10 protein-coding genes are annotated in these 22,289 nt (G+C 34.8%); 3 read left to right on the forward strand and 7 right to left on the reverse strand.

From position 1 onward, the window contains the following. Positions 1–230: 230 nt before the first annotated feature. From ACKC83_RS17220 to ACKC83_RS17240, 5 genes are all read right to left on the reverse strand, one after another. Complete coding sequence (locus tag ACKC83_RS17220; RefSeq protein WP_434036497.1) at positions 231–404, reverse strand: transposase; 174 nt, start codon at positions 402–404, stop codon at positions 231–233. A gap of 325 nt (positions 405–729) precedes the next feature. Next, positions 730–2,898 (reverse strand): hypothetical protein, encoded by a 2,169-nt coding sequence (locus tag ACKC83_RS17225; protein WP_434036498.1) that lies wholly within the window; start codon positions 2,896–2,898, stop codon positions 730–732. Positions 2,899–2,927: 29 nt separating this feature from the next. Then, positions 2,928–4,538 (reverse strand): family 43 glycosylhydrolase, encoded by a 1,611-nt coding sequence (locus ACKC83_RS17230; RefSeq protein ID WP_434036499.1) that lies wholly within the window; start codon positions 4,536–4,538, stop codon positions 2,928–2,930. A 23-nt stretch (positions 4,539–4,561) separates the two neighbouring features. Next, positions 4,562–8,188 carry a DUF4450 domain-containing protein gene (locus tag ACKC83_RS17235; protein WP_434036500.1) on the reverse strand — a complete coding sequence of 1,209 codons (3,627 nt, stop codon included), beginning with the start codon at positions 8,186–8,188 and terminating at the stop codon, positions 4,562–4,564. A gap of 2 nt (positions 8,189–8,190) precedes the next feature. Beyond that, the gene (locus tag ACKC83_RS17240; RefSeq protein WP_434036501.1) at positions 8,191–9,663 is read right to left on the reverse strand and encodes a glycoside hydrolase family 28 protein; all 1,473 of its coding nucleotides are present in this window, start codon (positions 9,661–9,663) and stop codon (positions 8,191–8,193) included. 285 nt (positions 9,664–9,948) lie between these two features. On the opposite strand from ACKC83_RS17240, the gene ACKC83_RS17245 reads away from it, so the two are divergent. The 3 genes from ACKC83_RS17245 to ACKC83_RS17255 are packed head-to-tail and all read left to right on the forward strand — an operon-like array spanning position 9,949 to position 15,670. Continuing rightward, on the forward strand, positions 9,949–11,247 hold the full coding sequence (locus ACKC83_RS17245; RefSeq protein ID WP_434036502.1) for a rhamnogalacturonan acetylesterase: 1,299 nt from the start codon (positions 9,949–9,951) through the stop codon (positions 11,245–11,247). A 10-nt stretch (positions 11,248–11,257) separates the two neighbouring features. Further along, entirely contained in the window at positions 11,258–14,128 is a 2,871-nt protein-coding gene (locus ACKC83_RS17250) for a glycoside hydrolase family 2 TIM barrel-domain containing protein (RefSeq protein WP_434036503.1), read from the forward strand. A gap of 24 nt (positions 14,129–14,152) precedes the next feature. After that, the gene (locus ACKC83_RS17255; protein ID WP_434036504.1) at positions 14,153–15,670 is read left to right on the forward strand and encodes a rhamnogalacturonan acetylesterase; all 1,518 of its coding nucleotides are present in this window, start codon (positions 14,153–14,155) and stop codon (positions 15,668–15,670) included. A 1,252-nt stretch (positions 15,671–16,922) separates the two neighbouring features. On the opposite strand, the gene ACKC83_RS17260 is transcribed toward ACKC83_RS17255, so the two are convergent. After that, complete coding sequence (locus tag ACKC83_RS17260) at positions 16,923–19,826, reverse strand: glycosyl hydrolase 115 family protein (protein WP_434036505.1); 2,904 nt, start codon at positions 19,824–19,826, stop codon at positions 16,923–16,925. A 5-nt stretch (positions 19,827–19,831) separates the two neighbouring features. After that, a complete protein-coding gene (gene galB / locus ACKC83_RS17265) occupies positions 19,832–22,267 on the reverse strand; it encodes a beta-galactosidase GalB (RefSeq protein WP_434036506.1) in 2,436 nt (811 codons plus the stop codon). Positions 22,268–22,289 lie beyond the last annotated feature (22 nt).

Consider the following 22,289-nt stretch of genomic DNA (forward strand, 5'->3'; position numbering starts at 1 on the left):
CCACCTGTTTTAGTTTGGATTAACTCTTTAATATTTTACAGCTAATTTTCCTTTTAAAATTCCGATAGATTTGAATTTGCTCATATCGTATATACAGGCATAGCTTTTAAATTTGACCACCTGCAAAGCAGGTGGTTTTATAGGAGGAACTTAAGTCCCTATTTGTCTTTATACTAATATGTAATTGGAGCTATCTGGATTAGGCTTTACGTGATGCTTTAAATATTCTTTCACCATTTCATCTGTGATAATTTCAGTAATCCAAACACTATAACCTGTTGCCCAAAATATTTACCCCAATATTGTTTCCTTAATTTTGGAAACTCCTTCTGTAACTCCCTTGAACTTCTTCCATTCATTTGTTTTGTCAATAAACTAATACACTGTTTTGGTAAGTATTCCATTTACATGTCAGCATGATTAGAATTACAACTCATTTTAATACTTCAACTTATTCGGATTCAAATATTTGAATCAATACATCCTGGCAACGAGACTTTACATCTCCATTCAACACTTTATATCTATACTTGGTAGACCGTGCAATAGGACAACTTAAATGACTTACTGTACGTGATCCTTTGCGTTAATATTCTTCCTATACGTAAAGTCCAATTTTAATTTTACTAAAACCCTTCAATTTGAAACCAATAAAATGAATAATTTAGGATCTCACTTTTAAAAACACAATATTCCATCCCAATCCGCTAACTCTAAACATATTACAACTTAAAACATCTTATCTAAATTCTCCCAATTGACCACCCAGCTACCATCTTTTGGAAAACCAGGATTGTCTTCTTCAGAACCATCCCAACCAGCACACATCATAGCAACCGCTGTTAGTAATCCGCCATTTCCAGGTAAATAGACAGGCAATCGACCATCTTGGTAATTGTGTCCGCTTTTTAAAAACGTATTCGTTTTAACATCCATAAACAAGGCATCTATAGCTTTTTCAGGCATACCTAAACGTGCTGCAGTCATCGCAGTCATAGGGAAATCCCAACCCCAAGTTTCTTCCCAAGCCCAGTTGTCCCAAATCCAATTAAAGGTATTTTGCATAATTTGTTTATCTAACATTGCTGTTTCTGGGAGCATACCAAAAGTTCCAAAAACCGAGGGATGATCTGTTCTGTACTCTGGATTTGTGTATGAATCTGTGGCACTTTCTGCGGCTAAATACTTATTGTTTTGTACTGGTAATGGAGACAACTCTTCCAGTACTTTTTTCCATTCGGTATTTGGTTCTTCTCCCAAGCGTTCTTTCCATCTTATGGCTGTATTCAATGCCCAATTCCAATAGGCCAATTCGTAAGTTGGGTTGTAGGTTTCAATGGCTTTGAAGCGCTCTTGAGCTGCAATAATTGGTGGTCCTAATTCATATCGTTTTTTGTCTTTGTTATATTTCGCATAAGAGGCCATAAAATCTGCTGTGGCATACACGCGTTCTTTATACAACTCTAAAGTTTCAGGAGTTGGTTTTTCACGATACATGAGCTCTGCATAGGTAATCATATGTGGTTGCTGCCACACTAGAAATGCACCAACCGAAGACGGACCTTCATCGCCATACATATCTGTCATTTTCTGCCATCTTGCGCCTTCAAAACCTTGACGAGTCGCTAAACCCTTAGCCTTTTTTAACACGCGATTATACCAAGGTAATGTACGTTCTAAATTTTCTGATCTGTTCCACAATGCAAAATGCACACCATGCCACCAATGCATTTCTAAATGAGGTTTGCCATACCAGCTATTATATGTTAAACCTGTTTCTTGAGGAGGCAATTCTCCCGTACATTGTAATTTTGTGAGATATTGAGATAAAATCACTCGACGCTCTAATTCTTTTGCACGAGGATCGGTACTACCTGAAAAATCTATAGCTCCTCCACTATTCCAAAATCTTACCCATTCACTTTTACTGCTTTCTTCTATGTCTTCAAAAGTGAATGATTTTATAATCGATTTATTTGAAAAATCACAGGTAAATGAAAAATTATGTGTGTCATCATTCGGAGTTAATAAAAAATAGTTGTCTCCCTTTTTACTCACTTTAGCTTTTCCTCTCCAAGTCAACCCAATATTGTAATTCAAAGAATCTAAGTGACGGGAAATTACGGTCTGTTGTTCGTTTTCTGAAACTATTTTACTTGTATAATTTCTTTCTCCGGTCCATTGAGCCCCTAAATCTGTCCAAGTTGCTGTAGGATAAGGGAATCTTAAACGGATTTTTAATTGATTACTTTTCATCAATTCCGATTCAATTTTCACACCAATCACATCAGATTCTTGATGGCATGTTGTCCAAACCGTTACCGGTATATCTTCAACAGTAAATTCACTTTTAAGCTCACCTGTCCAAACATTTAAAGTCTGATTGATGTCTTTAATGTCTTTTGGAGTCACTTTATCGCCGTTGGTTTTAAACAATTCTAGACCTAAATTGCCAAGTTGCAAGCGGTGTGGATTCGATCTAAAAAATTCAGTAGCTGCCTTTGTTCTTTCTGTTGTTTTATTTTGAATGGCATACGATACCTTACGCCCATTTTGCTTATAATCTACTAAAGTTTCTTCAAATTTATAATTTTCGGTATTTGGATGACTATCCCATCCCCACTCCGATTGTGTTCCTAAAGGCATACCATCTTTATAATATTCAGGAAATGTTTGCAACCCGGTACCATCTACCGTGTAAGCAAAAGACCCATTTCCTACACTTAACGACGCCAAGGTATCTAAAGATTTTACGTTAACATTATGTCGCGTTACTAATGCCTCACGGTTTATAACTTTTGAGGTTTCCTTTACCGTTTCTATATTTGATTCCTGCATTTCTTTACAGGAATAAAAACCTAGAACAATCCAGATTAATAGTATGCTTGTTTTTTTCATTTTATAAGATATTAGTTTGTTGTTCTTATTTATAAATTCATTTTAACAAAGGAAACATCATCTATCTGGCAACTCGCAGTGGCTTGACCTTCGGCTATGAAACCAATTTCAACTTTACCATGTACCACTGCAATATTTGTTATATTAATGGATGTCCATGTATGGTTTACATCTTCAACAGTAAACATCTTTTGTTTTCCTCCGCTTTCTGCATACATTTTTAAATGATTAAAATTTGCCGTGTTTTTAATCTTAGCCTTTAGAGTGTAATTACCATCTTGTAATTTCACATAAGGTGTCGATTCAATAATTTGATATACTTTTCTTTTGAATTTTATGTTATCAGACATATTTAAGCTTTTTTCGCCTATAACATGCTTTCTGTCTGCTTCGGTATTAAAATAGTTTAACACGGGAGAATCTTCAGATTCAATAACAATAACATTACCCTGATACACTTTGGTTACCCATGCTTTTAATTGCTCTTGAATTGGTTTTATAGGACTCGGAATACACCTTCGATCCGCTTCAAAACTTCCATTCTTAACATAATTATTATCATTTGCAACGTTCCAATTTCCAGTAGAAATGTCAAAATTCCATGAATTTAAAGAATTAAAGTAGGGTTCGTCACCTTCAAAAGTTATAGGAAACCATTGATTGTATCCTAAACCATTTCCTGCAAAATCGGACCACCTGTCGCCACAATACATCACAAACTCTTTATCGCTATCTTTTACCGTAACAAAAAAACCAGTTTGCGTAATATGGGCATAATCGTCTAAAGATCCAGGTGTAATTAACATCTTGTTTTCGGGTGTATAAGGCCCTTTAATATCATCGGCCACTAAATAATAAGCATATGAAGAATCCCAACCATATAAATTAGAAGCAAACAAATAATACTTGCCTTTGTATTTAAACATACAATTGCCTTCGCGCCCAGCTCCTTTAAAAACCTGGGTGCAATCTAATAAATTAACCATACCATCTTTAACACCAATTTCTGAAATGTAGATTTTATGTCGGCCTTTACCATAGGAATACACTAGATATGATTTTCCAGTATCCTCATCTGTAAACACAGTTTGATCGCCTGTATTGGTTGTTCCAATTATAGGCTCCATATTTATGCGCTGATGCCATTTAAATGGTCCCGTAGGACGGTCTGATACCGTTATTAAAACCTGGCTGTTATGTTGCACAAACATGGCATACTTTTTAAGTTCTTTAATATATGCGACACCTAAACGCCCCACCCACATATTATGTGCCTCATGTTTTTTAAGTTCTTCTAAACTTAGTACAGGTTCTTCTGCTTCCCAATTTACCAAATCTGAAGACGTATAACAACTTACCGATTCAAAACTAGCTTGCGGTTGTGTCACAGATGGATCCTGTCTATACAGTTCCGCTTCTTTATAATGTACACCATACCAATAATATTTTTCTTGGTTAGTATCGGGATCTTTAAATTTAAAAACGCCACCGCCCTGACTATAAATTGGCTCACCGTTCTTAGTATCCCAAAACGTGTCATTCTTAATGTTTTGTGTTTGAGATTTTAATGCCCCAATTGGACTTAGTAAAACCATTGCAATCATTACCTTTTTAAACAACTTATATTGATTCCATCTCATATTAAATTTCATTTTATACTATATTAATCTCTTATAAGCGTTATACTCATTACCCCAATAACCACATCATTTGTTATGGTTTTTACTTCAAAATGATCCAATGTTTTTTCAGGGTTTAGTGGTAAATCTAATAAAGTTGCTGCACCGCCATCAATAGCATAATCAGAAAACCCTTTTATTGGTTTATAATCTTTAAAATCTGTATTAAACTTACCTGACTTTAAATACAATCGTGGTGGCTTCGTCGCATTCGTTTTAAATGCAAAACCATCTACAAAATAATCTTGTTCTATGGGCCACCAATTTTCTGGGTTTTTTAAAGATAAAATATCAGAAGTGCCATCTGTATAATACACCGTAATACTTCCATTTTCCATATGAGTTTGCATCGGATTTGTTGTTCCTGCCATTAAAAAGTAGGCATGTTTCGCTTTGCCTTTAAGCGGAATTTTAAACGTTTCTGGAAAATTATCCCACATCGATGTAAATACAATATTCTGTTCTGTATTTGAAATATTTAAAGGAATTTGTTGATTTGATGTGATAAAGCCTGATTCAGAAGCTTCCTCTCGCAAACCAGTATCATCTATGATAGGAGCTATATACGGATAACACCAATTTCCAATCCCTTGTGTTGGCAATTGCAATGTTGGTGATGTCGGTCGCGGGCTCATATATTTCTGTTCAAAAACTTCGGAGACTTTGGCATTAAAAGATGGCATTACAATCATTTCTGTTTTAGAATCATCATTTAAAATAAGATCCCAATCCTGAAACGTTAAAGAAATAGTTTCACCTCTTTTAGTTTCAATGTCTAATAGATTTGTCCCTGGAACACAGAAACGCTTATCAATTTCTAAACGCAGATTACCCGCAGTTTTTTCAATCTTATTTTTAACAACGTCTCCATTTATCTTTATGCTTTTAATTGATTCATTTTCAAAATTAGTTTTGAATAAAACTAAAACTGTTTGAGTATGATGTTCCACATTTTCAATTTGAATACGAGGTTTCACCTTTATTGAAACAGGTTCCCACCATGTCATATCATCTTGATTCAATTTCACAAATACGGTGTTATAGCCTTCAGATAGGTTTATAATAGCTTTTAAGTGATTTGGTAGTAAATCCACTTTAAAAAACGCATCTTGTGGATCTTTAATTTGAAGTAATTTTGCATCTTTCGGTTTTAACACAAACGTTTCTCCAGCAAACAGAGATCTATCTTCTTCAAAATCATCTAACGTTGTTTTTCCCCAAGTAATTTCAATGTCGTACTCCGGTTTATAATCACTTTCAATAATAATGTTTGGTTGTCCAATAGCATCTCCATCCAACTTCCAATCTACTTTTTTATTGTTGATAGTGATTTGTTTAATAGTCGATGCTTCTGGTTTAACTAACAATTTTAAATTAAAATCAGAATTAAATTTAGGTTCAATATGGTAGGTTGAAATATGCTTGTCCCTTTTAAAACTATAACTGACATCTGGGACATTTATAGCCGCATGATTCCAATATTTTGGAAAACCGGGTTGAATAACTAAAGTATTTTCTAGCGCATTAGGCTGAACTCCAAATAAACCTTCTACTAACGAACGCGCAGCCATCCCAATAGGATCGGCAAAATCGCGATACAATTCTCCACGAATAGCATCATAAAAAGACAATTGTTGAAATCCTCCTGGCGAAGCTCCGTAATACATGGTTTCCACCAAAGCACTTTTCCAAAGTTGAAAGGCTTTTTCTTGTTTTCCACCTTGCCAATAAGCCAACGAAGCATGTAAATTTTCGGCTAAAGCCACATTGTTTACACTCCACGTATATGGTTGCCAATTAGTTGTAGACACTAAAAACAAATCGGTATGTTCTGGATTATTTGTAGTGATTGGAATATGCGGAATCTCCTGATCGACATAATTCAGCATTTGAAATTCCTGAAAACCATCTGCAATACCTTCATCTAAACTGTGATAAATGGTCCATAACCCAGGTTCTTCATGCAATAATTTATTACCGAGTAAGTCTTTAAATTCAGCAAAAACACCTTTTTCTCCAATCCATAACTGCTCTTGAACAGCTTGTTTAATGTGCTTGGCTTCAGCCTCATACAAACTAGAATCTTCACCCAAAATTTGTGCAATTTGAGCAGCCAATTTATTCGCACTATAATTATAAGCCGATGCATACGTTACGCCTCCTCCACTATATTGCAAGGCATCGCTCGCCCAAATACAAGCGTAAGCATCGTAAAGTCCGTCGTTATCGACATCGTAATTTCGCTTTTCCCAAGCTAAATGCATTTTCACGACAGGCCACATGTCCTTCATAAATTCCAAATCGCCTGTCCATAAATAATGTCGTAATAATTGATTTATAAACACCGAATTCATATCGTAATGATGTGCAATGGTGTTGTTGTTTGGACGTCGACTAATATACCCACGACTAAACATAGACGTTCCTAAAACCTCTTTTTGACGTGCAAAATTTCGTAAACTATCTAAAACTACAGGTCCTGTTTCTGGTTCTAAAACCTGAGATTTACCATAACTTTTAAAATGTGTTTCTGCACGATCTTTCCAACCCAATGCGTCGGCAACCGAAGCACCCCGCCATGCATTTAGATGCATACGCCAAGCTACCGCACCGTGTAAATATGCGGGATCTTCCCAAATGCCGTCGCCAGCAACCGCCAAAGCACCACCTAAAGTATTAATATACGCATCTGGCGTTTCAATTTGAACACGTGCACTTAGTTGCTTTACTTTTTCGATTCCTTTTTTAAAGGCTTCTGATATTTCAGTTTGACTTTCAATAATAAAGTCTTCACTATTTTCAAACTTCCAATAAAAAACAGCATCAGATTGTAAGTTTAACTTTCCTGAAAACACAGGTAAAGAATCCGCTTTAGATTTAAATAAATCTTCAGGGGATTTTTGATGATAAGCTGAAGCCAATTTTACTTTAGCCTCTGGAAACTGACCGATAATGGTTCTATTATTTCCTGTTTTCTTTTTATTACTTTCCGAACCATAATGCAATTTAAAACTGGTCTTTTTAATTTCAAATTCATTATTAATACAGTATTTCGGTTGCAAATAAAACACGGATTCTGGATCGGCTCCTATATCGCCATCACGATGAAATTTCTTACCTGTTGCACCTCCAAATCCCCAAATTAAATTAGTGTTATTCGGTACTCTTTCAACAGAAATTTTTGTAATAAATCCCTCGCTTTCTGCTAAAGCAACCACTTGTATTTTTATTATTCCATCATTTAAAAGGACATCACGAATCTCGTATAACATTGTCCCCGGTTCGTATCGGGTCGCGATCTCATCACAGGCCGTAATCCATTTAGTTTGGGTACCATTAGTAATTCCCAACTTAAAATTTCCCCCCATACCAGGCATGTACATGGCAAATTCAGGCAAATCACCTGTTTCTACCCGAAAACCGGTATTGGTACCATATAGTGCACGATTGAATTTCCTTGATCCATCTACCAATTTAAAACCTCTTCCATCGGGTTTATAATGCAATTGTCTTATAGTGTCGTGCCATACGGTTTGTGATGCTTGAGAAAATGTAGATATTGATCCCAAGAGGACAAGACTCAACAGCATGTATTTTAACTTAAAAGCCATAATTAATGATGATAATTTTTATCGGTGAATACAATGTTTGATGTATGCTCTAAACTAACTCTCGAGCTATCTTTGGTTTTAATAGTAACATTATCTAAAGTCCAACCTTTACTATAGTGTATTTTACCGGCTGTTTCTGCTTCAATAGACACATTTTTTAAGATAAAATTCTCTATAATTGAAGCTTCTAAACCATTGACGTTTATTGCCGTTTTAGCACCTTTTACATCTATATTGGACAAATTGATATTTTTAAAAGTCGGAATCCCTTTAGATGCGGGCTCAACATGTTTCAACATTTTCTTCCAATGCGTAGGTATGCTATCTTGATTAAGTTCCTTAGGTAATTTTGAATAACTATACGTTGGATTCCAGTTCATGGTTACTTTCATAAACGTTCCAACACTATCCATTTTTATGTTTTGTAAATAAATATCTTCTACCGTTCCACCACGCGTTGTTGCAGATTTTATATTTAAACCATTTTTTGTCCCTAATCCTATAATATTAGACACGTATACATGTCGAATACTTCCTGATGTTTCACTACCAATAGTAAATAAACCAGCACCTCTTCTTGCTATACAGTCTTTAATAACAATATATTCTGTAGGCTTATTAACGCGAAGGCCATCCCAATCTCGTCCTGCCTTCAAGCAAAAATTATCGTCATTACAATCGATGTCACAATTCTGAACCAACACATATGTTGACGAATCAATATCAATACCATCTGTACTTGGACCATGACCTCCTATATTATTTCTAATGGTTAATCCATCCACGGTTATATATTCGGAATACAAGACTTGTACCGTCCAGAACCCTGCTTTTTGCAATTGTAAATCTTTAAGCACAACATTTTTGGCATCCGAAATTAAAATGGTTCGTGGTCGTCTAGCATCATAATCGACAATCCAACGTAAACCACGAGGTTCGTAATCTTCGTTTCTGAGTTTCCAATAATAATCCCAAAACACTTTCCCTTGTCCGTCTACAATGCCATCACCTTCGATAATTACATTGTCTTGATCTCTTACATTAATTAATGCCGCTGGCCAATTTATTTCTATACCAGCCACACGGGTATCTATATCTTTATAATCTTGAATACGCTCACTTCCTAAAATAGTGACGCCTTTATCTATACGAAAACGGATGTTTTTTTTAATAAAAATAGACCCTGAAAGATAGCGCCCAGGTTTAAAGACAACGGTTCCACCTCCAGCCTCAGCACACGCATCTATAGCCTTTTGTATAGCAACGGTGTTTAAAGTCACTCCATCATTTATGGCACCGTAGTCGTTTACTAAAAATGTCTGTTCTGGTATTTTAAATGTTTCTGCTCCAACCTTATCAATCCATCCTGGAATAGGTGGTTGATTAAGTTCCCCTTTTATATTTTGTTGCTTTTCAACCTTAGCACAAGACCAAAAGGTAATACCTATTAGAAGAAATAATACTAATCTATTCATGTAACTTTTTTTTACTAAAAAGCCAAGATCTACAAATCTAAAATAAAAAGCATCCTGTACCTACAGGGGGATTCTCATACCTCCATAAATAATAAGCTTCGAAAAACGTTTTACAGCTAATTAGAGAAAATTTTCTATTTTAAAATCTATTGTATTCATAATAGTACAGGATAGTGTTTTACATTTTAGACAATACCTTAGTAAAATATAAATACTGGGCTTAAATTTATTTGAATGATCTTTCATTTAATATCGAAATTAGGCACTTAAATACATTCAATTCAAATGACTCTTTATAGAATTTTAATAGTCTTTTTTATTTTTGCTTTTCCGCTGCATGCACAGCAACAACCCCTACCTAAGGTTTTTAAGTTTGGAGACCATAAGACGAATAATTCTGAAATATCAATTTCAAAATCTATAGTATATACTGAAGCCTTGGGTTATGGATTTGATTTTAACACCGGAAAACACATAAACTTTACTAAAACAGGGATTTCGGGAATAGAATCCACATATTTCTCTGTAAAACTCTCTGAAGGGGATTATAAAGTTGATGTGATTCTAGGTGGAGACACCCCTTCTAAAACTACAATTAAAGCAGAATCTAAACGATTGATGTTACGCGAAATCCAAGTACCCAAAAACAAGTCTGTCAATAACAGTTTTGCTATAAATGTACGGACACCAAAAATCAGTGATACAACACAAATTAATATTAAAGATCGAGAAAAAAACTCTTTAAATTGGGATGATAAATTAACGCTTGAATTTCTTGGAGATTTTGAAATTCAAAGCATAACCATCACACCAATTACAAAAATTACAATTGTATTTTTAGCTGGGGACTCTACAGTTACCGATCAAAATTTAGAACCTTGGGCATCCTGGGGACAATTAATAACTAATTATTTTACGGATGATATTGTGATTGCTAATTATGCCCAATCTGGTGCATCTTTACCTTCGTTTAAAGCGAGACATCGGTTAGACAAAATATTATCTTTAATGAAAAAAGGAGATTATTTATTTATAGAATTCGGTCATAATGATGAAAAAATAAAAGCCGAAGGCAATGGTGCATGGGGTTTATATACCAATTTACTAAAAGAGTTTGTTACCAAAGCACGTGACAAAAGCGGGATTCCTGTTTTAGTAACGCCAACACAACGTCGTGCTTTTGACACTAACGGTAAATTAAAACCAACTCATGGCGATTTCCCAAACGCCATGCGCAAAGTAGCTACAGATTTGCAGGTACCTTTAATAGATATTACAAAAATGACCACTAAAATGTATGAAGCTTGGGGAGAAGCCTCTTCTAGAAAAGCCTTTGTACAATATCCTGCCAACACCTTTCCTGGACAAACAAAAGCTCTAGAAGACAATACTCATTTTAACAGTTTTGGAGCGAATGAAATTGCAAAAGCTGTGCTTTTAGGAATTCAAAATCTAAATTTAGAATTATCAAAATATATTATTAAAGAGACTCCAAAATATAATCCAAATCAACCAGACCAGCTACTGGATTGGACAGTGCCTATGAGTGGCAGATTTGAAAACGAAACACCCGACGGAAACTAAACACAGAACCATGAAATTTATAAGTAAAATTTTTAATAAACATTGTCACTTTACGCTCATCGCCTTACTCTCTATAGGTTGGACTGGCTTTGCTCAAAAAACAGAAAAAATTTACCTTTCAGGAAAAGACTTCAAAAACCCGGTACAATGGGATTTTATGTGTACCGACGGACACAATAGTAACACATGGACAACAATTAATGTACCATCTAACTGGGAGTTAGAAGGTTTTGGAGAATATACTTACGGTAGATGGTATAAAGAATTAGACCAACAAGAGCCCAGTAAAGAAGAAGGATTTTACAAGTATAAATTCAATATTCCTGCTAATTATAAAGGAAAAAATGTAACCATTGTCTTTGGTGGCGCCATGACAGATACTGAAGTAAAAATTAATGGAAAATCTGCTGGAGACATTCACCAAGGTGGGTTTTATGAGTTTAAATACGACATTACTTCTTTGTTAAATTACGGAACTGAAAATCTTTTAGAAGTTCATGTATCAAAACACTCAAGTAACCATACAGTAAACAATGCAGAACGCAAGACAGATTGGTGGTTGTTTGGAGGTATTTACAGACCTGTTTGGTTAAATGTAGCTCCAAACTCTAATATAAAAAACGTTGCGGTAGATGCTAAAATGGACGGTTCTTTATCTGCTGATTTAGAATTGGTAAACATTCCTAAAAACAGTACTATTGAAGCGAATATTAGTCCAATTGGTAGTGATGAAAAATTCCCATCAATTACGGTAGATATCATTCATAAAGACCAATTACAAACTATTAAAGCGAAGTGGAACGGTATAAAAACCTGGGATCCAGAATCTCCAAACTTATATACACTTAGTTTATCACTTAAAAATAAAGGAAAAACAATCCACACTTCTAAAACCAAAATCGGATTTAGGACATTAGAGTTTTTAAAGAAAGATGGAATTTACGTCAATGGCAAAAAGATCGTCATGAAAGGTATAAATCGTCATGAAATCTGGCCGGAATCTGGGCGCAGTACCGATAAAGATATTAGCGTGTTAGACGTAAATTTAATCAAAGACATGAATATGAATGCCGTGCGTTTTCATTATCCGCCCGCTACGCATTTTCTAGAAGTATGTGATTCTTTAGGCCTTTTTGTTTTAAATGAATTAGCGGGTTGGCAAAACCCTTACGACACCAAAGTAGGCAGTAAACTCATTAAAGAAACGGTACAACGCGACGTGAATCATCCTTCTGTAATTATTTGGGATCACGGCAATGAAGGCGGTTGGAATTACGAAACCGATCACCTGTTTCACAAGTACGATCCGCAAAACAGAATTGTTATTCACCCTTGGTCTGATTTTGATGGATGGGATACTCACCACTACCCGACTTATTTAACAGGTATGCACCGTTTTAATAATGGTGAAAATGTGTTTTTCCCAACAGAATTTATGCACGGAACTTACGATAACGGTATTGGAGCTGGTCTAGACGATTTCTGGACACGTTACTCTAAAAGTCCACTTTTCGCTGGCGGATTTATGTGGGCCATGCTGGATGAAGCTGTATTGCGAACCGATTGGAAGGGCGAACAAAAATACGATTCTAAAGGAAATTTAGCCGCCGATGGGGTTTTAGGGCCACATCGTGAAAAAGAAGGTAGTTTCTTTACTGTAAAAGAGGTTTGGTCTCCAATTCAATTTAAACCCAAACAAATCACCTCAACCTTTGATGGTTCGTTCTTGATTACCAATACATATATTTACACTAACCTGAACAGCTGTACACTAGAATACCGAGTACTAAAAGCTGATAATGATGTGATTTATAATTCTAATAAAGCCGAAGTAATAGCTCAAAACCCTATTAAAATAACCGACATTCCACCAGGAGAAACAAGAAAAATCAATTTTGATCTGCCAAATATTTTTTTTAAAGGAGATTGGTTAGAAATCACCGCTACGGATAAGCACGGTCGAGAAATTTATACTTGGTCTTGGCCTATACACAGAGCTCCTTATTTTGCTAATAAATTTATTAAAACAGAAAAAGAAAATTCTAAAGTTAGTATAAGTCAAATTGCAAACAAAGTGGCTTTAACCAGTGAAGAGTTAAATGTAGAATTGGATAGCAAAACTGGAGAAATTACTAAAATAACAAATAAAACTGGTGATGTTCCATTTATAAATGGTCCAAGACCCGTTGGGATGAAAGCCGAGGTTGAAACTATTAAAACCGAGCAATTCAAAGATTCTGTTGTTTGCACGGTAAACTATAGTGGCGGAATAGACCATATTAGATGGACTATGCATGGTGACGGACGATTAAAAATGAAAGCCGTATTACTTAAAAATGCAGGAAGAAGTAGTGGATTTGACGGTGCCTTTATTCAAGGTGAAATTAGCCAGTTTGGACTCACGTTCGATTTTCCTGAAAACGGTGTTAAAAGCATAAAATGGTTAGGAAACGGCCCTTATCGTGTTTGGAAAAATAGATTAAAGGGTGCCACTATGGGGCTTTGGGAAAAAGACTATAACAAAACGATAACTGGGGAAAGTTTCGAGAATTTAGTCTACCCAGAGTTTAAAGGTTACCACGCTAATATGTTAGTGGCTAATTTAAAAACAGAACATGGCAACCTCAAATTCTTTAGCGAATCTGACAAATTATTTTTAAGACTATTTACACCTGATTTACCTCAAAAAGCAGTATCCAAAGTGTTCCCGCAACCCGAATTCCCTGAAGGGAATATTTCTTTTATGTATGAGATCCCAGGCATGCGAGCGTTTAAATCTTTAGAAGATCAAGGCCCTGAAAGTCAGCCTACCAGTATTAGAATTAAAAGCGGTGACCAAGGGATCCCAATGACGCTGTGGTTCGACTTTCGAAATAATTAACTATAATAAAATTTATTACCAATTATGAAAATCTTTCAAATTATAACTTTTCTTCTCCTTAGCATCTGTTTTATCAATTGTTCCGAATCCGAGAAACAACACCTTAAAAAACCTACTGTATACACTGTTGGTGATTCTACCGTAAAAAATGGTAAAGGAAATGGTGATGGCGGACTTTGGGGTTGGGGCGATTTTATTGGTCAATTTTTAGATACCACAAAAGTCTCCATAAAAAACCATGCCTTAGGCGGTACGAGTAGCCGAACCTATCAGAATTTAGGTTTATGGGATTCTGTTCAAAAAAAATTACACAAAGGCGATTATGTTTTAATTCAATTTGGACATAACGATAATGGCCCTGTTAACGACACCATTCGCGCTAGAGGTACGATAAAAGGTATTGGAAACGAATCTGAAGAAATAAATAATATGCTTACTCACGAACATGAAATTGTACATAGCTACGGTTGGTATATCAATAAAATAGTAAAAGAATCGAAAGCAAAAGGAGCCATCCCTGTAATCATGTCGCCTATTCCTAGGAACAAGTGGGAAGATGGAAAAATACCTAGAAACAACGAGTCTTATGGTCTTTGGGCAAAACAGATTGCTGAAAAAGAAAACGTAACCTTCATCGATTTAAACGATAAATTAGCAGAAAAACTTGAAGGTTTTGGAGAATTAAAAGTTACAGGAACTTATTTTTATAAACGCGACCATACACATACCTCTGCAAAAGGTGCTGCATTGGCTGCATCCTCTATTATTGAAGGTTTAAAGCAAACGGATAACTCTCTAAAAGATTATGTGCTTAAAAATCCTAAGATAACATTTCCTAAAAAGAAGAATATCTACTTAATTGGTGATTCTACTATGGCTAATAACAACAACGATATGGTTGTAGGTTGGGGCATTCCGTTTCCCAAATTTGTAGATACGATGCGCGTAAACGTTATTAACAAAGCACGTGGTGGACGTAGCACGCGTACTTTTATTAATGAAGGTTTGTGGGATAAAGCACTTGCTGAATTTAAAGCTGGAGATTATGTGTTTATTCAGTTTGGACATAATGATGCTGGTAATATCGACAAGAAAAAATACAGAGGTTCTTTGCCAGATATGGGTAACGAAACCCAAGAGGTTAATCGGGATAGTGTTACTGAAACCGTCCATACTTTTGGTTGGAATATGATTAAAATGATTCAAGACACAAAAGCCAAAGGTGCTATTCCAATTGTATTAAGCTTAACACCAAGAAACGAATGGCCAAATGGCAAAGTTGAGAGACGCTCCGAAACGTACATAACTTGGTCTGAACAGGCCGCAAAAGCAGAAGATGTTGCTTATATTGATTTAAGTGAAGCTATTGCATTAAAATATGAAGCTCTTGGCAAGGAACATGTAAAAACTTTCTTTCCACAAGATCACACACATACGGGAAAGGAAGGTGCCACTTTTAATGCTTTAGTATTAGCAGAAATTCTTAAAAAATCTAAATCTATTGGCCTAAGAGATTATATTGAATTGCCAATACAAAAATAAAAATAGCGTTTTAGTTATTCGTGGAGAATCTATTATATTCCAAAATCTCTATGGAAACGTTTTAACCCCACAAAATGCAAGGTATTGCTTAATTAATAGGCAGACCTTGCTTCTTGTTTTAGAGACATATTACCTAGGGGGTCTAAATTAATTTCAAATAACTGGTTTGAATTACATAAAATAGCCATACTATGAGGTTTCTATTCAAATGCACTATGTAAGTACCTTATATAGCTATGAAAAAAAATCAAACTTTTTCTTCTTTTATTTATACGATTTTAAACTTTTATCAAACCAACAATTAAAATTTCAAAAAAAGGAAGTAATATTCCTTATGATTTAGAGATTAAATGCTATTGGTTAACTTTATATGGATTGAGTAAAAATTGACATATATAGTTTTGCCTCTAAATAGAGGGCAAACCATATGAGCTAACGCTAATTTTACTTTTTTACCTATTGATAATTAAGGGACTAAATCTAAAAACATTACTTTTGGAAATTAGTATAATGTAGATTTAAATTATCCTTTAAAACCTAAATAAAACAGATAGAAAGAGCGACAGCTATTGTACAAGCACAATTAATTATTTGCAATGGTGATAAAATTATAGCAAAAAACACACATTTTATCAGCTGATTAAATTTATGTCCTTTTGTGGCTCGTAAAAGAGTTTTTTTTTGAAGGTTGTCATTTTGAATCTACAGACGATGCCCTTTGTGGCACAGGACTTTACAAAAACTGTACTTTTACTTTTTTTAGTTCAAAACCGTTTTACCACACCACCGGAACTGGAGCAATATTTTTAAATTGTGATGTTGAATCCTTTTACCAACGGAAGTCAATATATTACCGAAGCTTATGGCCAACTAGCTAGCAGTTATAATACTCGGTTTACTAGTACCCCAAGAGATTGCCTGGAAAGGTGAATCCAACATCACCTTAAACAACTATTAACACCAATTTACTTTAAACCAAGAACGAATTTTAAAACCTTAAAAATACTATTGATGTTAATAATTAAAAAAGGGCACGATGAATAGTATCCTCAAAAAGATAAAACCGATTACCCTCTTTTGTAATTCCTACTTCATGTCCACTCACTACTTTTCCATTATTATCAAACTACGGCACGCCAAAAAAATACTATTATTTCCTTTTTTATGCTGGCTATTTACAGTTTAATAGCATAATAAACAAACTGAGACAACATACTTCCTTTTTAAAATACTCATCCTCATAAAGATCAATTTATTCATTAATTGTTTCTGACACTAATGGGTAAACTTCCGAAGTTTCACCTGTGTTTAATACAAAATAATCTAACAACACACCTGCATCTACCATATAAATTTTTAAGGTTTGTTTGCCTTTGTTCTTTATTGGAGTTTTAATTTGGTTGATGGCTTTGTTACGCAACACATTTTGTTTCCAGATTTCGCTTCTACCTTCAGTTTTAAAATCTATTATTTTTATAGGTTCGTCATTCCATTGTACAGCAATTCTTACTTTTCCATCTGTATTTAAAGGATGGGTTGGCATGGCAACAATATCTATCATGGCTTTTTCCGTTATGGTTTCAGTAAAAAATTCATAAGATAAAACAGGACCTTTTGTTTGATCTAAAACAGATTCAGCACTTAAGGGTAATGCTTGCATAGTGCTCTTAGAATGTCCTAATCCTTTTACTTCTTCCCATGCTAAATCCTCTTTTTTCTCATTATTTACAAAATTATTTGCATACACAATTGCCTTGCCGTTTTTTTCTACAATGCTGTTTTTAGGAACATTTAAATAACTTGCAGAAATATTAATTTGAAGGTCTTTTTCAAAACTATCTGCAATTATCTTTAAAGTTTCTGAATTCGGTTTTCCTGCTTTTTCCCAAAGATTCCAGTTGATAGAAATTTGTATTCTACGATCTAAATTCTTTTCATTTAACGTTCCTAATGTTTTGGATATATTAATCCAATTTGGGCATGTATCAAACTTCCAATTCGCTTTATTTAGAGATTTTAGATAAATATCTATAAAGTGAGATGCCGTCTCATTCACGTAAAAAGTTGGCAATTTATCAATCCCTTCTTTTGTCTTTAACGTATCTTCTACAGTGACTCCTATGGCATCTTTATCACTAATTTCTGTAAGATTTATTTCCGGATTGTCAAAAACAGGTAATCGTCTTGGTTTCATATCCATCATGCCTTGCCATTTTCCGTTATTCAATCTATTGTACTTTTTTGTTAAAGACACAATTTTATCATATGCCTTTTCTGACATCTCCTTGTATTGTGCAGCACTTTGACGACCTTCTTGCGCATATGTCATCGCTTTGTCTCTATACAAAAACTTTTTATTCATATTAGAGGCTCCTTCCACAGGGTAACTCACCAATTGTGCAAAGCTACTTTTAAATTCTTCTGCCAGTTTATGTTCTATTTCCTGTACTTGTGTCTCAATAGTTTGATAAGCATTAATACGGTGTAGAATTTCATCACCATTTGTCAAGGTATTATATGCTGTATTATAAATAGGTGTTGTTTTTTCTGTTTGACTCCATCCCATAAATTCTGGTTTACGTTCGAAAGCCAATTGATAATAGTTGTTTTTTATTTCAGCAATCTCACTTCCTAACTCATTTCCATAAATATCACTAAAAAATTGTTGTTGATGTGTGAACACAGATTCTGAATTTTGAAATTGTTCTGCATCATAAGCCATGTCAAAAAACAACTGTAAATTATATTCCGCTGGTTTGATATCTCCTATATTTAAAATCCAAATTTCTTTGTTGTTTAAACTGTAAGCTTTCATCATTTCTTCTCGAATTAAATACGGACTCGTAGAACTCAACCACAAATAATCATGAGGTCTTCCCCAATAAGACGCGTGGTAATATACGCCTCCTCCACCAACACGTTTTTGCTCGTCTGCATTGCTTAAACTTCTGATGTATCCGTAATTATCATCTGTCCAAACCAAGGTGATATCTTCGGGAACTTCTAATCCATTTTTATACAAATCCAGTACCTCTTTGTATATTGTAAAAGCTTGTGGGACATTTACCACCTTTGGATTAATGTACTTTTCTATCAATCCTCTTTGGTCTACAATTACTTCATTTAAAACAGCAATTGCCTCTTCTTTACTTTTTACACCTTCCATACCACTATCGTGCACACCACGCATACCTATGGTATAAATAGCATCAATATCTTTGGTTGCCTTTACTCGGTCTTCCCAATATTGATAAACTTTTTCTTTATTAGTTTTGTAATTAAAACTCCCCATAGATTTTTTATCCCACTCATCTACATTGTTGCGTAACATAGGTTCTGCATGAGAAGATCCCAATACAATATTGTACAACGCTGCCATTTTAGGGTTTCCAGGATAATGAAAAAAGGCTTTGGTGCTTGGGTGCATAGCAGGCCAAATAGAATTGGCGTTTAAACGCAACAACAATTCAAAAATTTTAGCATAGGTTTTTGGACCAATATCTCCTGTTTCAGGTTCAAAGTTTTTTTCTGCCCAAGGTTGTAATCCCCAATCTTCATCATTTATAAAAAGACCTCTATACTTTACCGATGGTGCTTTACTGTAATATTCTGGTTGATGTAAAACTAATTCTCTATTTTGTTTTACAGGCACATCTGCCCACCAATACCAAGGATTTACTCCAATTATTTTGGATATATTAAATACGCCATAAGCTGTGCCTCTAGAATTTGTTCCAGCAATAACAAAAGCTTTGTCGATAGTTTTAGTTGGATTTGCGATGGTTTTATACAAATAACTATCCCACTGATTTTTAAATCCTTCCTTAATACTTTTATCATCTATAAATTGATTGACCAAATCTGAAGGCATGGTACCAACAACTATTACATGCCCTTTTGCTTGTTTAATATTTGTTATAACTTTGGGTTTGTAATTGGTAACCTTATAAATATCATCGGCTAGAAGATGGGCCGTAACAGAGTCTAAAGATGATGAGTTTTTATCATACAAAATAATGGCTTTGCCTTTCGAGCTATAAATTTCGAATACAATGCCCTTACTGTTTTGAAGGATATCTGAATTCGCAATGCTTGAAATGGGTAGCAAAACAGTTGCTAATAATAAAATTATGTTTTTAATGTTATTGAAAATCATTTATTTTAATCTTTTGAATTTAAAATTACTTTTGCTGTTTTTAAATCTTTTCCAGAAACAGTCAATTCTATTTTTCCTGGTTCTATTGTAGACTGTACTAACACCACCAATTTCCCACTAAATAATTTCATAGTTGGTAAATGAAATTGTTCTAAAGATGTGGCATCGCCATTGCAAGCAGCTCTATATCGTCCTTTTCCTGTTACTTTAAATTTTAATTGATTAGTAGCTATTGGACAAGGAATTCCATTTTTATCAACAACAGAAACTTCTACATAAGACAAATCTTTTCCATCTGCCTTAATAATTTTTCGATCTGGACTCAGCACGAGTTGATCAGGTTTTCCTGCAGTTTTAATTTCCTTTTCCGCCACAGGTTTTCCTTCTTTATTAAAAGCAACAACTTTTACCTCTCCTGGTTCGTATTTAACATCCATCCACATTAAACGGTACCTTTGCTGTGGTGTGTCTTTATTTTTTTTCTGAATACCCTTACTTTTCCCATTTACAAATAGCTCTGCACTATCGTAATTAGTGTATACAAAAAGAGGTGTAATCTCTCCCTCTCGTCCCTCCCAATTCCAATGCGGTAAAATATGTAAGGTTTCTTCTTTTTTATTCCAACGGCTTCTATATAAGTAATATCTATCTTTTGGCAAACCTGCTAAATCTGAAATACCAAAATATGAGCTTCTTGAAGGCCAATAATTATCGTAGGGCGTAGGTTCTCCCAAATAATCGAAACCAGTCCAAACAAACTCACCTATCACCCAATCTTTATCATCTTGTAAAACAAAATCTTCATCGGGCAGATTTGACCAACTACAGGCTTCTAAATCGTAAGATGAACTCTGTAAATCTGGATATTGCTTTTCTTTTTCATGTACTACGGGAAATTTATATATTCCACGGGAACTTACTGTCGAAGCGGTTTCCGACCCCAAAATCATGCCCTGCGGAAATTTCTCGTAGGCTTCTTCGTATAAATGTACGCGGTAATTTAAACCTGGCACATCCAAAAGTGATGCAAAACCCGATTCCATAACTGCCTTTACTTGATCCATCCCTACAGTTACAGGTCGTGTGGGATCTTCACGATGAAAAATATCTTGCAGTTTTTTAGCACGCTTTACGCCTTCTGCTCCCCATTGATCTGGTACTTCGTTGCCAGAACTCCACATTACAATACTAGGATGGTTTCGTGTGGCGTGTACTAAATTCACAATATCTTTTTCTGCATAGTCATCGAAAAACCGATGGTACCCATTTTTCACTTTTGGTTTTTTCCATTCATCGAAACTTTCTGCTAAAAACAAAAACCCCATTTCATCACATAAATCCAATTGCTCTAAAGATGGCATATTGTGCGCACTACGAATCGCATTTGCTCCCATATCTTTAAGAATTGTTAATTGACGTCGTAGCGCTGCTTTATTAATAGCAGTACCTAAGGGGCCTAAATCGTGATGTAAACACACCCCTTTAAATTTAGTCGTTTCCCCATTTAACTGAAATCCATTTTCGGCTGTAAATTTAACATCTCGAATTCCAAATCGCGTAGTTAATTCATCTTTTAATTCATCTTTTACATAAACCTGAGACACAACTGTATATAAATATGGTGTTTCTGGACTCCACAATTTAGGCTGCTCTACTTTTAAATTTTGATTAAATGACTTTCCAAATTGTATAGTCGAACTATTAGTAGCCACCCATTTTTTATCGGCATCATAAATAGTGGTCTTTAATGTTATGTTTTCTCCCGTAACTTGTGTCTTAACATTCACGCGAGCGACTGTATCACTAATAAAAGGAGTGGTAATAAAGGTACCCCATTGATCGATACTTTCATGGTTTTTTACTATTAAGGATACATTTCTATATATTCCAGCACCTGGATACCAGCGTGAAGAAAATTCTGGATTTGATGCTTTTACTGCTAATGTATTTTTTCCTTTTTTTAAAGCATTAGAAATATCAAAATAAAAATAGCTATAGCCATATTTCCACTCTCCAATTTTTTTGCCGTTTAAATAGACCTCAGGCTCACTCATTACACCTTCGAAAAGTAAAATAACGGTCTGCCCTGTCTCGAAACTAGGCACTTCGAATGTATTTCTATACCAAGCTGTACCAATAAATGGAAGAGAACCTGTTCGTCCGGTTTTCTCTGATGCCACATTTTCATTATTCTGAGAAATAGCGATATTTTGCTTATCAATGTCTTTATCAAATGGTCCGTAAATAGCCCAATCATGAGGCACTGTTACTTGTTCCCATTTTAAATCGTTAAACTCTATTTTAAAGGCATCTAGAGACTTTCCTTTTTTAAAAGCCCATCCCTCTTCTAACACCTGTACCGTTCGCGTTTGTGCTATTAAAGAAATGGTACATGCATACATACTACATATTAAAAACAGAAGCCTTATTACTATTATCATATTCTAAATTTTAAGGAATACT

It is taken from the genome of Formosa bonchosmolovskayae (assembly GCF_051016085.1).
In the GTDB taxonomy this organism is placed as follows: Bacteria; Bacteroidota; Bacteroidia; order Flavobacteriales; family Flavobacteriaceae; genus Formosa.